Here is a 17036-nt window from a genome sequence, read left to right on the forward strand (position 1 = left end):
ATTTTATGCAGCATTTTCCCCGTGAAAAGGTTGAAGCTGGGCAGTATGTTGTAAAAACTGCAACATTTCGCCGATCAACGGCCCTTATCGTGCCCAAATGTTGTATTAAATGCAATATTTTAGACTACGCAGCCGCAATAGGCAGAGAATGTTGTAGGGTTTACAACACTTCTTCGTCATCGGCGGAGCAGAACCCTTCGTCCCTGCAACGGGCGAAGGGATCCCTCACCCTTTCACCGCCGAGCTGGATACGCCTTGAATAATGTATTTCTGGCCGATCAGGAAGACGAGGATCATCGGGATGATGCCCGCGGTGGCCGCCGCCATCATGCCGTTATAGTCGACGGTGTTCTCCAGGATGAAGTTTTGCAGGCCGAGCGGCACGGTGAACAGATCCTGGTCAATCAGGAACACCAGCGCGTTCTCGTAGTCGTTCCAGTGCCAGGAGAAGTCGATGATCGCCAGCGTGGCGAGCGCCGGCTTGGCCAGCGGCAGGATCAGCCGGAAGAAGATGCGGAAATGGCCGGCGCCGTCGATGAAGGCGGCTTCGGAGATCTCCTGCGGTACGGTGAGAAAAAACTGCCGCATCATAAACACGCCGAAGATCGTGAACATCCCGGGCAGAATCAGCGCCCAATGCGTATTATAAATCCCGGCCCAGTCGAACATGATGAACTTAGGCACAAACAGCACCTGCGGCGGGACCATCATCATCGACAGATACACCATGAACAGGGCGTTCCGGCCCTTGAACTCGATCCGCGAGAACCCGTATGCCGCCAGCGAAGACAGCAACACGGCGCCGGCGACGCTGATCACCGAGATTTTCAGGGAATTCAAGTAATAATGGATGAAGCTGTTCTCCCCGGTCCAGACCTTGATGTGGTGTTCCCAGTTGAAATCGGCGGGAATCCATTTGATCGGATATTCGAATACCTCCGCCGGCGTTTTGAACGAGGTGCTGATCATCCACAGGAAAGGAACGACCATGAGTACCCCGAACAAGAGCATGACGCACGTGGTGACGATTTTGGTGACGGAAGTCGATGGCATGCTTTTTCCTCCTTAGTTCGTGAAAAGTTCAAAAGTCAGGTTTGGAGCACCGAGAAGGTTGGACGAAGCTTAGGGGCTCCCGGTAGCGCGGCTGCGTAATGGACCGTAATGACCTTATTTGCCCCTTTCCCAACTATTTCTCGCTGTAACGGACTCCAGAGACCTTACTGGGCTTCGATAACGGTGATTTAGCCGCTTTTGACCGAAATAAGGCCTCCTCGATCCGTTAGAATCGGAAACTGCCCCAAAGCGGGTCAATAACGTTTCTGGTGTCCGTTAGCTTGCTGGAAGCTGTGCAGGAAACATACTTCGGAAGCATAGGCTTAGCCCGGCTGAGTTCAAGATTCGATGTCGAGTCTACTTTTTCGACGTACCTCCACTGTAGCCAGACCGCCACCCCTAGTAGTGCACCCAGCGCTTTTGGCCGACCCATTGAATCAAGGTGAAGATCAGGATGATCAGGAACAGCGCCCAGGAGATGGCGGAGGCGTAGCCCATCTCGTAATAACGGAAGGCGTTCTGGTAGATGAACAGCGACAGCACGGTCGTGCTGTTCCCGGGGCCGCCTTGCGTGATCGCCTGGATGATCCCGAACTGCTTGATCGACATGATCAGGCCGGTGACGAGCAGCAGGAACGTGGTCGGGCTGACCAGCGGCCAGACGACGCTGCGGATCGTTTGCCAGGTGCGGGCGCCGTCGATTTTGGCGGCCTCCAGCAGCTCGCCGGAAATTTCCTGCAGGGCGGCCAGGTAGATGATCATGTTGTAGCCGAGCATGAACCAGATCCAGATGATGTCGATGGCGTACATCGACGTCTCCGTGGTCGACAGCCATCCCGGCGGGTGGGCGATGCCGACCGCGCGCAACAGGCCGTTGATCGGCCCGTTCGTCGGCTGGAACAGCAGCATCCAGACGAAAGCGACGGCGACGCCGCTGGTGATGTAAGGCATGAAGTACAACGCGCGCAGCAGCTTTTTCAAATGCACGGAGCGGTTCAAGATGACCGCCACGACAAAAGCCAACCCGATCGACACCGGCACCGACAGCAGGAAGAGCAGGGTATTTTTCAGCGCGATATAGAAGACCTCGTCCCCAAGCATTCTTTGGATATTGGCCAGTCCGACGAACCGGGTATCCGGCTTCATGAACTTGTAATCCGTGAACATCAAGTAAAACGAATACAGGGCCGGTAAAATAAAAAACAGCAGCACGCCGATCATGTTCGGTCCGATAAACACGTATCCCAGCAATTGCTGCCTTTTCATCCACGATGTTTTCACATGGCTCCACTCCTCTTGGTCTTGAAAGATCGGTTACGTCCTCAGCATAGCAGGAGGGGGCGGGCCGTTATAAGGAACAAAACCACCGACCTCATGCTACAGAATTACGCATTTCTCGGGCGGCCGGGCGGCGCGCGGGGGATGTAGATTTGTTCTATAAATGAAAAAAGAGCAAAGCCCGGCTGCTGTCAGCCGGCCCCTGCCCAGTTCCGCGGAACCCTATTGGTTTTGCTTCAAAAACTCGTTATGACGCTTCACCATCGCCTGCACGGTTTGCTCGGCGGTTTGGTTATCGAGGAAGAATTTCTCGTACTCCTGCGCGCGCATATCCACCATTTCCTGCGGGAGCTTGCGGACAAAGGTCGGCGTCTCGTTCCCGTACAGGACGAATTCCAGCGACTCCTGGTCGTAGGTGTCCGCGTGTTCGCCAAGCAAGCTCTGGATCGCGGCTTCCTGGTCGACCGCATTCGATGCGGGCAGCCGTCCTCCGGCCGCCATCGGCATCATGCCTTCGTCGGCATACCATTTGAGGAACTCCCAGGCGGCTTCCGTGTTCTTCGAGTTGGCATTAATCGAGATAAAATCGCCCACGCCGCCGCTGGTGATGAAGTCGGCTTCGTTCTCCGCCAGTCTCGGCACGGGGGCAAACGCGATTTTAAAGTCGCGAGGGAAGTCCTTCATATTATTGGAGCTGCGAAGCAGCCATTCCCCGATGTTGATCATTGCGGCTTCGCCGCCGAGGAACATGTTCTCCACCGGCATTTTGGACGTCAGCTGCTCGCCGAGCGGCGGCGTGGTCTGATCGTCTTTCATCATGGCGTTCATCGTCACCAGCCATTTCAGCACGAGCGGATGGTCCATGTTGGACGTGCCGTCTTCCTTGACGTAGCCGTTCTTCTCCAGGACCGAATCCATCGGGTCGGCGAAAGGCTCCATGTGCTGCACCAGTCCGTATTTGAAGCCGGCGGCCTTCAGCGTCTTGGCGTATTCCCGGACTTCGTCCCAGGTCCAGGCCTTCGGCACCTCAAGCCCGGCGGCGTCCAGCGCGTCCTTGTTCAAGGCGAAGAACTGGACGTTCTTCTTGGTGGGAATCCCGTAATATTTACCGTCGATTTTCCAGGTGGCCGCATTGGCCCCGATTTTCTCATCGATATTGTAGTCCGAAAAAGAGCTCAAATCGAGCGCCACGCCCGACTCGACCCGCTTGGCCGCCTGCGTCACCGAGTAGTTGACGAACAGATCCACCGCCTGCCCGGTGGCGAGCGCGGTGTCGAGCTTCAGGTTCCCGTCATCGTCATTCACGAACCGCACATATTCGACCTGAACGTCGGGATGCTCCGCGTTCCAGGCGTCGACCACCGCTTGCGGCCCGGCTTCCGGCGGAACTCCGCCCCACATCGTCAGCTTGACGGTTTCGCCCGATGAAGGCGCTTTCGAATCTGGGGTTGCCGCTCCCGAATTTCCTTTCGCTCCATTACTGTTAGTACCGCCGCAGCCGGCCAGCAAGCCGATCAGCAGCGTGCAGAGCAGCAGTGCGGCCCATCCTTTTTGGTTTCTCACGGGTAAAGACCTCCCTATATCGTTGATGGTTGAATCCCCCTCATCGTAGCAGGGGACGGGAGCGGAATTGAACCTACATATCCCTTCAGATCACGGAACAAAACGATGCAATTGCGCGTCCGGACATTAGGAATCCGGGGCCATGGATTTCTTCTATTCGGCGGTTTTGTTCCATTGCCGGTATTTGCTCGGCGTCTGCTGGGTATGACGCTTGAAAATCTTTATGAAGTAATTGTCGTTAAGGAAGCCGACCCGTTGACCGATCTCATGAACGGGCAGATCGGTGTGAAGCAGATATTCCTGCGCCTTCTCCACGCGAACCCGATGCAGGTAATGAATCAGCGTCTGCCCGGTTTTCTTCTTGAACAAGGCGCTGACGTAGTTTTCGCCCATCATCACGTATTGAGCCATCGACTTGACCGTGATGTCCTGCGGGTAGTTTTCGGCGATGTACGCGATAATCTTGCACACTTCGGGATGCGAAATGCCCGCTTCGGTTCCGGCCGGGCCGGGGCTTGAAGCGGCCGTTCGCCGTCCCGGGCCGTTCGCCTGCGGTCCTTCGCCTGCACCGCCGCCCGTCTCCCGAATGGCCGCTCCGGAACCGACCCTGGCCGAATCCTCCGCGCCGGAAGCCCCAACGCCGTCCCTGGCCAGCTCCGCGCTCACTTTGCGCAGCGTGTCCCGCAGCGAATTCACACTCATCGACAGTTTGAGAATATAGTTGGATGCGCCGTATTCCATCGCCTGCCGCACATATTCGAATTCGCCGATGCAGGTCAACATGATGAAGCGGGAGCGGTATCCCTCCTCCCGCGCGCGGCGGAGCAGCTCGACGCCGTCCATTTCCGGCATGACGATATCCGCGAGCACCAAATCGGGCGGATCGCGGCGGATCATCTCCAGCGCTTCGCTGCCGTTGCCGGCCTCGCCGGCCACGGTAAACCCGAGCTCCTCCCAGGCGATGATCTCCCGCACCGATTCGCGAACGAACACTTCGTCTTCAACCAGCAGCACTTTCCACATGTTATCGTCCTCCCCTCGGATCGTTGGCCGCGGCTTCGCCGGGCGGCAGCGCCGAATGGCGTTCTTCACCGGGAAGCCCGGCATCCTGCGGATTTCGGGCATAAGGCGTTGACAGCAAAAAGGGAATCGTAAATCGGACCCACGTCCCCCGTTCCGAGGAAACCACGTCCATCCGGCCGTCTTCCTTAAAGAGCAGGCGCAGCCGCTCCCGTACGTTGTCCAGGCCGATGCCCGGCCGTTTCCGCGTCCGCTTCATTTGCGCCGAGCGCGCCATGCCGACGCCGTTGTCCTCGATCTCCACGGTCAGATGGGCGGGCCCCTCCCGCCGGACGCGAATGTCGATCCGGCCTTGCCCGGCCAGATGCCCGACCCCGTGCATGATGGCGTTCTCGACGAGCGGCTGCAGGCTTAGCTTCGGCACCAACGCAAAGACGACATCGTCGTCGAAGGCATAAGTGACCTCAAACCGGTGATTGTACCGGACTTGCTGAATATGCACGTAGGCTTGCACGAGCTCGATTTCGTCCTGGAGATGCACCAGATCTTTTTCCGAATTCAGGCTGGCTTCCAGCAGTTTGCCCAGGGACAAGGTGATGTCGGCGATGTCTTCGTTGCCCTGGCGAATGGCGCTCCACTTGATCGTGTTTAACGTATTCAGCAGAAAATGCGGGTTCATCTGGGCCAGCAGCATATGGAAATGAACGGCCTCCTTCTGGCGCTCCTCCGTCTTCAGGCGCTGAATCAACGCGTCCATATCATCGAGCATGGTGTTGAAGGTGCGGGTCAGCTCCAAAATCTCGCCGCGGAATTTCCGCTCCGGTAGCCGGATTTTCAAATTTTTGCGGACGACCGCCATCATTTTGTTCTGCAAGTGGGACAACGGTCGGGTGATCGTCGCGGCGATCGCGAAGGTCATGACCAGAAAGGCGCCCATCAGCACAAAAAACGTCGTAAAATACTGCCGTTTCAACGCATCGATCTCATTAAACAGAATCGGCAGCGGAATCCGGTTCACGATATACCAGTCCAACGATTCTACATAAATGTAATTGATTAGGGAATTGGAGGCCTTATCGATAAAATACTGCCGGTCCGGCTGCTTGGCGATTTCCGCCATGACCTTCTCCGGTAGTACCGCATCCGGCACCGACTTGGAGATTTCCTCCCCCGCGCGCGTAATCAAGAAATACTGCTGCTGCAGATCCGATTGGTTATGGATGGAGCGCAGCCAAGAGGAATAGTCGATACTGATGCGAGCCAGACCGTAGGGCCGGTTCGGGTTGTCGCCCAAATACGCGTACAAGGACAGCAGATAGGTGCTGGTCGAGACGTCCCGCAGCACATAGTTCGGATCGTTCGGAACCCAATGGTACCGGTTGGCGTTCATCGCCTCCGGGGCGAAGCCGGGGTGGTTTCTCAGCTTGTCGTAGACCAGGGCGTCCCGGGGCGGATAGGAAGTGTATACGCTTTCACTAAAATCCATAATCATAAAGTAAACGGAAGGGTTGTACAGGAAAAAGCTGTTGTTCAGGTTCATGAAAATATTCTCCACGATCCGTTTATTCTCGAGTCCGTCGTGTTGCTCCGGGTGCTGCAGCACGGATTTCACGGAGTCGTCCTGCTTCAGAAAGATCAGCGTCTTGAAGGCGATGCCCATCTGATCCTCCAAGGTCCGGTACATCTGCTCCAGCTGGGAGTGGCTTTGCTGGCTGATCTTTTGCTGCACCAGGGTCTCGATCCGCTGGTAATTATACAAATTCAGAGCGCAGAAGGGCAGCAGAATCAAGCAAACAAACGCCATGAACAGGCGGTATTTCAGTTTCTGCGGAATCAGATAACGCGTGAATCCGACCATGCGGGCATGCCTCCAGTGCGGTCGCGGATGTCTTTTCCTCAAATTATAGCATAGGGAATAAGTCCGCAAAGGCGTTGCCGGAATTTGCATGGATTTGTTGCAAAACGGCGGCGGTGCGGGGTGGGATGTGTAGATTTGTTCTATTGGGGGATATTTACATCATTTATGATCTATATGTTATAGTCGAGGGGGGATGGAGTTTATTTATAAAAATGAAGGCAGCTTTGTATAATATATTATTTTATGAGGACGAAAATGGTAACAGGCCAGTATTGCCCTAGGAATGAAGCTGAACTTGCATGGAGCGGAGGAGGCTGCGGCTGTAAGTTTGGGCTGATCAAGGAAAGGGCAAGATGAAATAATATTCATGGATTAGGATACGCCGCCCTACCGAATAACCGAGCATAGAGACTCCACTTTAGGAGAGCCCTGCAAAACGAATACAGTTTCTGTAAAAAGCAACCCAGTACCCCTTCGGTGCTGGGTTTGCTGTATACTGGAAGAAAAAGAGAAGCGAGTTGAGCCGTTTTGCTGCAGCCAGCCAGACAACTAACCGCATCATTCCATGCGGAGCTATATCAGCTTGTGCCGGAAGACCATCTGCTTCGCAAGATCGATGCTGCGGTGGATTTCGGATTTGTATACGAACTAGTGGAGGATTCCTACTGCAAGTATTACGGCAGACCGGCAAACGAGCCGGAACTGTTGTTTCGCCTGCTGTTCTTACAGATCCTGTACAACCTCTCGGATGAGCGAATGATTCAGGAAGCTGAGGTGAATCTGGCTTACAAGTGGTTTCTCGGGATCAATCCGGAGGATCCGCTGCCAGACGCCTCCCAGCTGTCGCGGTTTCGTAATCACCGGCTAGGAGCAAGTCAGGTCGAAGACGTACTGAAGCATGTAGTCAGTCAATGCATTGAGCAAGGCTTAGTCAAAAGCAAAACCATTATCCTGGATGCCACGCATACACGGGCCGGCAGCCCAAAACAAAAGCCGTTCGACGTGCTGCGTGACGCGGCCAAGCGTCTGTTTCGCGTCGTAGTCAAACGCCACCCCAAGTTGGAGAAGAAACTACCTAAGCTGCCCTCCGTTAAAAGCGAAGATACGGAAGCGGAGAAAACCATGCTGACCTACTTGGCGCAACTGGGAGAGACCGTGGAGGAACTGCTTCCGGACCATGAAGGAGCGGTGAGTGAGAAACTGGGCATCGCCAAACAAATCATCGAGGATGAGCGACTCCTCTCACAAAAGGGGATTCTCTCCGCCATCGACCCGGATGCACGTTTCGGCTGGAAGAGTAGTAGCAAATCGTTCTTTGGCTACAAAGAACATATCGCCATGACGGAGGAAGAGATCATTACCGCGCTGGAGGTAACACCGGGAAGCACTGACGACGGCAAGCAATTACCGGCATTGCTCGAACAAACCACAGCAAACGGTGTAACCGTAAACGAAATCATTGCGGATACCGCCTATTCGGGCAAGGATAATCTGGCGAGAATGAAAAAGGAAACCATATCGCCTGTCGTGCCCTTAAACCCAATTGTCCACGAAGGGGGCGAGCGTCAAGAAGGATTCGAGTATAACAAGGATGCCGATTTCGTCGTTTGTCCGGCCGGTGAGCGAAACAAACGGAAGGCGATTCAAGGCAGCAAGACCAGCGGAGAGAGCCGATCACTCGTCTTTTACTTTGACGTCGAGAAATGCAAAACCTGTCCGCTGCGCGAAGGATGCTACAAGCCGGGCGCCAAGAGTAAGACTTACTCGATTCGGATCATCGCCGAACATTATAAGGAACAGATCGAGTTCGAGTTCAGTGATACGTTCAAGGAACGAATCAAGCGCAGACCGATCATTGAACACAAGAACGCGGAAATGAAGAGATTCCACGGTATGGATACAGCCAGGTACCGGGGTCTCTTCCGCATGCGAATACAAGCCTACCTCACCGCGTTTGTTGTAAACGTAAAACGGATGGTGAAGTTAAAAGAGCAAAAGCAGCCCATCCTCGGGTGAGGATGAAGCTGCTTTTTCCGTTTTATCGAATTTATTTTCCAGTTCCGAGCCCCCAATAACCTAGAAACGAGGCTTTTGCAGGGCTCTCCTTTAGTGGGGTCTTTTTTTACTTGGTGCGGCGGCTTCTGTTATTGTCGGAGCCCCTTTTTTTAGTGAATAAGACAGCGAATTAAAGTGTCAAAGTCATATTGACTTTAGAGATGGAAGTGGCTACGATGATCTGGTTGTTAGGATAGAAATGTGGTAGAGAGAGGATCAGAGTAGATATGAAAAAGAAAATCGCGGATATCGCCATTATCCTGGTAGGGGCCTTTTTATTTGCGCTGGCCGTCAATTTGTTTATTATTCCGAACGACTTCGGCGAGGGGGGCGTTACGGGGATCACGATCATATTGTATTACTTGTTTCAGTGGTCGCCATCGCTGGTCAATATCGTGATCAACGGCTTTCTGCTCATGGTCGGCTACAAATTCCTGGATCGGCAAACGACGTGGTATACCGTGGTCGCGGTCGCTTTTAACTCGTTGTTCCTGCATTTGACGGAAAACTGGCGGATTGATTCGCACGAGCCCACCATTAATGCGGTTTTCGCCGGCGTGATGGTGGGGACCGGCATCGGCCTGATCGTGCGGGCCGGAGGGACGACGGCGGGAACCGTGATTCTGGCCCGGATCGCCAATAAATTTCTCGACTGGAAAATCAGCTATGCACTGCTGTTTTTCGATCTGATTGTGGCCTTTTCCTCCTACTTTATTATTGGCGCGGAGAAGCTGATGTTGACCATTGTCAGTTTGTATATCGGGACCAAAGTCATGGACTTCATAATTGAGGGGCTGAATCCCAAAAAAGCGGTGACGATCATCTCGGAGAAGCAAAACGACATCGCCGAAATGGTGGTCACCCAGATGGACCGGGGCGTTACGGTTCTGTCGGGCCATGGGTACTATACGAAAAACCCGAAGGAAGTCCTGTACATCGTCATCAGCAAGCAGGAAGTGTCCACGCTGAAAAGAATCGTCCGTTCCATCGACCAAGCCGCGTTCCTTACCATCCACGACGTGCGGGATGTGTTTGGGGAAGGGTTTTTGGATATATCGAAGTGAGGGTGTGCCTATCGAAGGGAGTTTATTCAACGATCAATTCTTTATTCTTTTTCGGGCGATGACGGCCAATCGGCCGTTTTCGGTCGAGTATTCACACGTAGACAGGACAACAAGCTTGTCGCCATACCGTGCGGTTACGCCCGTGTCGTAAAGAGCGAGTTTCTTGATGTTCTGAACATAGGAATCGAACTCGGCGGGCGTTCTAACCTTCTCGATCTGGTAATATTTAAAAACGTCGTCCGATTTGCGATAAACTTTGGACAGAATAACGGAAACAATCTCATACTCTTCCTTTTCGTAAAGCGTACTGAACTGAAATGTGGCATGCTCCTTATAAAAGCTCTCCTCCTTGTATTTCATCAAGTCTTTAAACATCCAGCCGCTTTTCATGTGATGCCCGTGGATCAGCAAGATGTCCGAGCTGTCGATCCGGCTGTGCGTGTCCAAAAAGGGGAGACCGCCTTTGTTTTTCTTGTTGTCGAAATCATGATTGAGATAGTACTGCGCATCCTGTGGATTCTGCATAATCGGATACTCAATTCGGGTACCGTCGATCTTCAGCCAACCGACGATGTCGGGGTTCCGCTCGTAAAGCTCCCGGAATTCGGGAAGCATGACCGGCTTATTCGTTTTATTGAACAAAGAGGAGGGGAGGGATTCCCCTCCTCCTCCTTTATCTGACTTATCCTCCCAAACGCGGGTCAGCTCTTCGATTTTCTGTTGTTCGGTATAATCCCGCAGGAAAGTTCTTGCAACCATAACGAGAGAAAATACCAGCAGAAGGGAGGAAACGGCGATAAGAAATTTTTTAATTTTACTCATGTTCTTACCGCCTTTCCAGTTACTGAATGATTTTTTTCTTCTTGCTGCCGAGCAGGCAGAGTCCGATGGTAATCAAGGACATCAGGGCCAAAGCCATATAGAAGATTGGCGGTGCGCTGTTGTCTCCGGTTTTCGGAGTGTCGTCCAGCTCGTTGCCGGCGTTGCCGACGTTGTTGTCGACGTTGTTGTCGTCGCGGGGGCCAGTGTTGCCGGTTCCGCCCCCGTTGTTGCCGTTGTCGGTCTCGCTGACACCGCTGCCGGGTCCATCGCTGCTGTTGCCAGCTTCGTTGTCGACATCGCCGGGTTCATTGTTGCTGTTGTCAGCTTCGTCGTCGCCGTTGCCGGCTCCGTTGTTATCGTCGCCGGTTCCAGGCCCGGGTTGATCAGGTTGGCTAGGTCCGGGGTTCGCGGGTGTAGGGTCAGTGGTGCCGGGTCCGGTTCCACCGCCATCACCGCTACCACCATCATTTCCACCACCGCTATTACCGCCGCCGGAACTTACCGGCTTCAACTCGACATCGTAGCGTACGATGTCGGTTCCGACCGAAATCGTTGGGCTGGTATGCGTCTCATACCCGGCTTTCGTTACAACCAGATAGTAGTCCGTGTCCGGGAACACCATGTACGCATAGGCGCCGCTTGCGTCGCTGTTCTGACTTGGGCTGGCGTTATCGTTCGGCGCAAAGCCCGGAATGGCCGGCAACGTTACTTTCGTGCCCGGCTCAATGCCTTGCGCTTTGTTCTTCGGCGTATCGGCATAGTAGAGCGTTACTTCAGCGCCTTCGATCACAAGGCCGGTTGTTTCGTCCGTAACGATGCCATACGGGTCAACGAGCTCCTGGGAAATATTCAATTCCCCGGTCGCCTTTACGTCGAGCGTGGCATCCCGAATGATCGTCAGTTCTTTGCCCGGCGCAATTTCGTAACGCACTTCCATTTTGTAGGTTTCCGCCACTAAGTCTTCCGCCGAGAACGCGCCGTTCGGTTGCAAACTGAACGCTTTCGGAGCGCCGTTCTCATCTACAACATATCGGTCGTTTGCGTCCCGCAAATAAATGCGCATCTTGCCGGCGAGTTCGCTGCTCAGCAGCGAAGCCTGCCCTTCAGGCTGCTTCAGAAGCACGACGCCTACAGCCGTAATGTCCGCCGGAACCAGCTCGCCGCCCTTCACATTGCCATCGACTTGCGCTTTTTGCGTGAAGGTGATCGGCTGGTCGACGCCATTCACTTGGATCAGTTTTGTGTAGCTGATCGTATAGTCGCCGCCATACGGCACAGGGTGGAAGTACGCGCCATTGGCGTCGGTCGTGGTTTTTTGCTCGTTGCCATTCGTTTTGTCGGTGATGACAAGGGTCGCATTCGGAATCACTTCACCCGTTGTGTTATCGCGCAGCACCCCGGTGATCGCCGCCGGTACGGTAGTTACCGTCGCGGTGTCGGTTAATTTCCCCTCCGTCGGACTGTCCACCTTCGCCGTAATGAGGTGGTCCTCCGGCGTTGTAGTGTCCAGCTTCGGCGGTGTATAAGGGATGACCGCTTTTCCTTCCGCATCGGTATTAGCTTTTACTTCCGTGTTATCCGGCAAGGTAAAGACGATTTCGGTATCGGCAACCGGTTTGCCTTCATAGTCGGTCAACGTGGCCGTCAACTGCGAAGGCGTCGTACCGTTACCGGGAACGACTGGGGGTTCCGCCGTCAGCGTCAGATGCCCCGGGAGATACCTCGCATTGACGAATCGAGCTTCGGCAATCTGCTTCTCCACGATCGTGCCGCTATACGTCCGATTTTCAGGGTCGGTGGTGTAACCGTCGTCCGCATAATCGGTTTGGATAACTTTATAGCTGTCACCGCTCGGAATGCCTTCAATGGCGACGGTTTCCTCATGCTTCAAGGTCATCGTGTCGCCGGACTTGAGGGTTCCCTTCGTTCCGTCTGACTTCGTGTAAGTATACGTCTCACCCGCAGGGGCATCAGGGAATTCAACCGTAAACGCAAAATTCTTGCCCTTGTCCGCTCCGGTACCTTCCACGGTCTCCCCGATCAGCAGGCCCCCGTACACCATCCGCGTGTTGACGATCTCGGCTTTATGGTCGCCTCCTTCGGCAATGGTGCCGGTCGTTTGACGGCCCGGCCAATTGGTCGTGTAGCCGTCAGCCGTATAATCGGCCTCGGTGACGGTATAGACAAGATCCTTAGGCAGTCTCGGGATAACCACGGTTTGTCCGTGCTTCAGACGGATCGTATCCCCGTTTTTTAGAGTTCCGCCGGAGCCGTCTGACTTGCTATAAGGATATTCGCCATCTTTCCCCTCGCCGTTGAAGGTAATGGTAAACAGAAACTCCTTACCTTGCTCTCCGCCGTTCCCGGCTACGGTCTTCCCAATCGTTAGTTTGCCGGTGATTGGGGTTGGCACAACCAGCGGTTTGATTGAGGTCACGAGCTCCCCGTCCGCAAAGGTCGGGCTGTCTTTTACATTGGCAACTCGCACCATGTAAACCGTTGTGGTAGGCAGATAAGTATTCTCGTCAATAAAGGTCTGCTTCAACTGATAGAGCCCCGGTGTAGGGATCAGCAGCATCAGCTTACCGTTGGCGTCTGTAGTTCCTTTGATGGGATTCCCCTGCTGATTCTTCGCTTCCGTTACGCCATCGGCTTCATACAGCGTAAACTCAACGCCCGGAAGCGGCTTCTTGGCGGGGTCCACCTTTTGGATATACAGCACGCCGTTAGACCCTGCGGCGCCGCTTACGTCATTGGCGTCCAACGTGCTTTCGCTGCTTGCCTCGACGGGCGGCAGGGTGTCATCGCCTAACAGCTCGATTTTGTTGCCGACTTTTCCCGGAGACATCCCGCTCGACTCGGTCTGATAGACGATTTGGTAGAACTGGTTAGGGTCCTTCATCTTGAAGATCAGCTTGGTGGGATTGCCCTCGGATTTGACCATCTCCACTCTGACTTCAGGGTCGGGACCGGTTAAATCAATTGCCGTGACATCCCTAGCGAGGTCTCCGCTCGGGGTCATCGCGGCACGATAGATCGCCATATCCGGAGATGTCAGCGATAGCTTGCCGTTCACATCCTCGCGCAGCTTCAACCCTGCTCCAAGGGTGTCCTGCAGATAGACGTCATCCGATAATATGAAGGACGGACTGTAGTTCACTGTCCATTCCTGAATGCCGGGAGCAGGCTTGGTTACCGATTTGGTCAATGAACTAAGCGGAACAATCACTTTACGGCTATCCGCATACTTGATTTCAACGTCGCCCCACTTGATCGTCAGCTCAGCTTCATTATATCCCTCATGCTTCGTCTTGCCTGCTGCGAGCTCTGCATCTATCTTCTCCGCTGTTGGACTTGCTTTCACAAAGATCACGTAAGGACCTTCCAGCTTGGAGAAAGTAAAGGTGCCTACATTGCCGCTATGGGAGAAGCTGACCACATGAGCATCAGAGTCTGCCGGAATGGCGTTGTCTGCCCGAATTTGGGTACCGAACCCCGTATCCGAATTATTGCTCGAATAGCCCTGATACAGCTCATAGAACTTCCCGCTCGCATCATAAGGGACAAACTCCCAGCCCTCAGGCAAGGTGTCCACTAGCTTAATGTCACTGGCGACCCGATTTCCACCGTATTTAGCCATCGCATCAGTGTCTAAACCTTTATGATTGACCGCGAGACGGAAAGTCGCAGTTTTCGTCACCCGGTCGTAGCCCGCGATCGTCCATGCCTCGTTGCTGTCGTTCTTGATGTAGCTGTTGATATCGTTGGTCTTCACATTCTCAGGCGTACCGTCCGCTTTCAAAGGTACGGATGCGAAGAGCGTCCCCTTCTCAAGCATATTCCCATGACGATTCACATAATTGTCCGCATAAATATTTGAGTATTTATCACCGTCAAATAAATAGGCGCGGTTGTACCTAGGGGCTGCGTAGCTTGTTTTGGAATACTGTCCAGCGAATTGCTCAGGATCGGTCATCAGCGTACGGAAGGTGAAGCTCGCCTGCTTGTCCGTGTATCCGCTAACCTTCAATAAATCCGCCACCCGGACATCATCCTGATACAGGGGAATCACTTCCCATTGCAAACCAGCGCTGGTAGTAAAGGAACCCTCAAGGAACTGCTGCCCGATCAAATTTGAATTACCTCTTACATTATTTGCAAGTGTCGTCAAAACCGATGAATTCACCTTGCCCTTAGAATCCAGCTTGCTGGGATCGATGAAGTTAAGGGTTCTGCTGTACACTAGCAGGTCATACACCACGGTACTGGAGTCATTATACTGCGGCGTCAGATTCACGGTCCATGTGGCGGCACCGATCTTGAGATCGTCAGCGGTAAATGTACCGCTCTTGGTCAAACCATGCGCGCCAACGGTGACAGTTGCAAAAGCACTCACGGTTTGGGGGTTATTCCCCACAGTCGCATCGTTGTCCTGCAGGCCGTTTGGAGGATGATCCAGCGTCCAGTTGGCGCGGGCTCTATTCGTAAAGCTGCTGCCGCTGTCCACCTTGGACACAATGACCAGCCTGACGGCGCTGCTCTCCCCTCCAGGTATTGAATACGTATCATTGCTTGCGCCGGTCGGGGTTATTGGCGTTGTTGTGACGGACCAATTATTCGTGTTTGTATCCCACAGTTGATAAGCGGCCGATTCAAAAATCAGCCCGGTCGGTAGAGCATCGGTGATGGTGAAGTTCTTTAGACCCTGCTTGTTGTAATTTCGGTTCACATCGATGGTCCATGTCACAAAGGTGTCATTCCCCTGCTTGCTCACCACGCCGGATTGCTGAATCCAGTCGGGATAAATGTTGACGCGGTAGGAGACGGCTCTCTTCACCTCATTCCCGTCCTTATCCTTCAACTGAGCGGTAGAGTCGATCTTCTGGCCGCCATCATTTCCAGGGACAGGCTGGTACTCATAGTAGTACAAGTTCTTGGGAATCCACGTCTTGAAAATAATGCTTGCCTTATCGCCAGAGCCCGGCGGGAAGGTGTAGGATAGCGCACCGTTTTCGTAGTTTGGCGTTGCCGGCTGCCCATCGATCGTGAACGAGCCGTTCACATAGACACCGGCAGCGTTGTGACTAGCCCCCTTGCTAAGGTCGTCATAAAACGTCGTTCCGCCCAGTGACAGCGGAACCGTCTTATCATCCTGGTCAAAGGCTGCGATATCCACCTTCCACGTGATGGTCCCCTCTACAAACGAAGTCTTGCCTAGGTTAACATAGCTGTAATGACTCGGCTTGCTATAGTCCTGAGGAGTAATCGTGATGCTGTACTCGGGTGTCAGCGGCGGGTTATAGATGGAGTATGGCTTGAAGAATATTTGTGTCCCATCTGTTTCCCCGTAGTTATCCGACACATCCGCTTTTGCGGCGAGTGTTAGATTGATTAGAACACCGTATTTGATGCCGTTAAAAAACACATCATCCCCATCGAAGGTAATGGTGACGGCAGTTTCGCTAAAAGTAGCGGTTGCGATTTTTAGGCCGTCCACCATGATTGACCTGCTGCCTGTTGCCGTCAGGTTCACCATGGGGAAATAAGTCGCTTTGTCGAAAATCACTTTGTCGCCCTTCTGGATGATCGACTCAGGATCGGCGCTTTGATCGTCGCCATACACCGGCACCTTGAGGTTAGTCAGACTCAGGGTGAGTGGTTGTCTGCCGTTAATGATACCGGTACCATCATCCGGCACGGTTTTCCCGTCCTGTATGACTTCCAGTGGAAAAGGCGAATTGGCGGCTTCTATGACCGCCGTTTTGTCCTGCGGGCCCATTGCCATCGTTTGGGCCGGCACGGCGTACACGGCTTCAGGCACCGACGACGGTTCGTCCGGCGCATCGTACCCCGTCTCGGATACCGACAACGGTTCGGCTGCCGTCCCGGAAGCGTCCGATGCACTCTCCGCATAGGCCGAAGCGGAGAACGTCACTGTCTGTAAGGCAAGCAATACCGCCAAACAGAAGGACATCACAGATGTTCTTGCACGATGTCTTCGTTTCATCTCAAAGCTCCCTTTACGCTTTTTGCTTGCCCCGGTACCCCTTCGCATCGATAAAATCGTATGCCCTTTCAGACGACCGACATAGGGCTGCGAGTGTACGGGGCACTAATCGACGCCTAGTCGCCTCACTCCCTTCGAGTTTCGCAATCACAAACTGAAAAAAGGTATAATACCCCAATTTACAATTGCGTAGCATCAACATATCACGACAAACTAGACAAAAACTCGACAAAAACTAGACAAATATTTTCGGATTTTGTCGAGATTCATCATTGCGAAATAATGGATACTATGATCTGGGTGCCGGCCGGTCATC

Annotated in this window: 9 protein-coding genes; 2 read left to right on the forward strand and 7 right to left on the reverse strand. The window is 53.7% G+C overall.

Translation table 11 applies throughout. The annotated features are described in order from the left end of the window. Window positions 1-225 precede the first annotated feature (225 nt). The 5 genes from ACZF99_RS01650 to ACZF99_RS01670 form a co-directional block, all read right to left on the reverse strand. Window positions 226-1053: a carbohydrate ABC transporter permease gene (locus ACZF99_RS01650; RefSeq protein ID WP_483608493.1), complete on the reverse strand. Its 828-nt coding sequence runs from the start codon at window positions 1051-1053 to the stop codon at window positions 226-228. Between the two features lie 399 nt (window positions 1054-1452). Beyond that, complete coding sequence (locus ACZF99_RS01655) at window positions 1453-2334, reverse strand: carbohydrate ABC transporter permease (protein WP_483608495.1); 882 nt, start codon at window positions 2332-2334, stop codon at window positions 1453-1455. A gap of 219 nt (window positions 2335-2553) precedes the next feature. Next, window positions 2554-3894 carry an ABC transporter substrate-binding protein gene (locus ACZF99_RS01660; protein WP_483608497.1) on the reverse strand — a complete coding sequence of 447 codons (1341 nt, stop codon included), beginning with the start codon at window positions 3892-3894 and terminating at the stop codon, window positions 2554-2556. A 153-nt stretch (window positions 3895-4047) separates the two neighbouring features. Then, entirely contained in the window at window positions 4048-4917 is an 870-nt protein-coding gene (locus ACZF99_RS01665) for a response regulator (protein WP_483608499.1), read from the reverse strand. Window position 4918: 1 nt separating this feature from the next. Then, a complete protein-coding gene (locus ACZF99_RS01670; RefSeq protein ID WP_483608501.1) occupies window positions 4919-6772 on the reverse strand; it encodes a sensor histidine kinase in 1854 nt (617 codons plus the stop codon). 528 nt (window positions 6773-7300) lie between these two features. Here ACZF99_RS01670 and ACZF99_RS01675 point away from each other — a divergent pair. After that, on the forward strand, window positions 7301-8788 hold the full coding sequence (locus tag ACZF99_RS01675; protein ID WP_483606049.1) for an IS1182 family transposase: 1488 nt from the start codon (window positions 7301-7303) through the stop codon (window positions 8786-8788). Between the two features lie 266 nt (window positions 8789-9054). Beyond that, window positions 9055-9891, forward strand: a complete 837-nt coding sequence (locus tag ACZF99_RS01680) for a YitT family protein (protein ID WP_483608503.1) — start codon at window positions 9055-9057, stop codon at window positions 9889-9891. Between the two features lie 33 nt (window positions 9892-9924). On the opposite strand, the gene srtB is transcribed toward ACZF99_RS01680, so the two are convergent. Both srtB and ACZF99_RS01690 read right to left on the reverse strand, forming a co-directional pair. Beyond that, complete coding sequence (gene srtB, locus ACZF99_RS01685; protein WP_483608505.1) at window positions 9925-10713, reverse strand: class B sortase; 789 nt, start codon at window positions 10711-10713, stop codon at window positions 9925-9927. A gap of 19 nt (window positions 10714-10732) precedes the next feature. Further along, complete coding sequence (locus ACZF99_RS01690; RefSeq protein ID WP_483608506.1) at window positions 10733-16720, reverse strand: DUF7601 domain-containing protein; 5988 nt, start codon at window positions 16718-16720, stop codon at window positions 10733-10735. Window positions 16721-17036 lie beyond the last annotated feature (316 nt).

The sequence above is a fragment of the Paenibacillus sp. JL3B1040 genome, from assembly GCF_057063165.1.

What these genes read in the sequence shown, in the direction of transcription:
- ACZF99_RS01690 (WP_483608506.1), bottom strand. Translation starts at nt 16,720, where the DNA reads ATGAAACGAAGACATCGTGCAAGAACATCTGTGATGTCCTTCTGTTTG.
- srtB (WP_483608505.1), bottom strand. Translation starts at nt 10,713, where the DNA reads ATGAGTAAAATTAAAAAATTTCTTATCGCCGTTTCCTCCCTTCTGCTG.
- ACZF99_RS01650 (WP_483608493.1), bottom strand. Translation starts at nt 1,053, where the DNA reads ATGCCATCGACTTCCGTCACCAAAATCGTCACCACGTGCGTCATGCTC.
- ACZF99_RS01680 (WP_483608503.1), top strand. Translation starts at nt 9,055, where the DNA reads ATGAAAAAGAAAATCGCGGATATCGCCATTATCCTGGTAGGGGCCTTT.
- ACZF99_RS01670 (WP_483608501.1), bottom strand. Translation starts at nt 6,772, where the DNA reads ATGGTCGGATTCACGCGTTATCTGATTCCGCAGAAACTGAAATACCGC.
- ACZF99_RS01665 (WP_483608499.1), bottom strand. Translation starts at nt 4,917, where the DNA reads ATGTGGAAAGTGCTGCTGGTTGAAGACGAAGTGTTCGTTCGCGAATCG.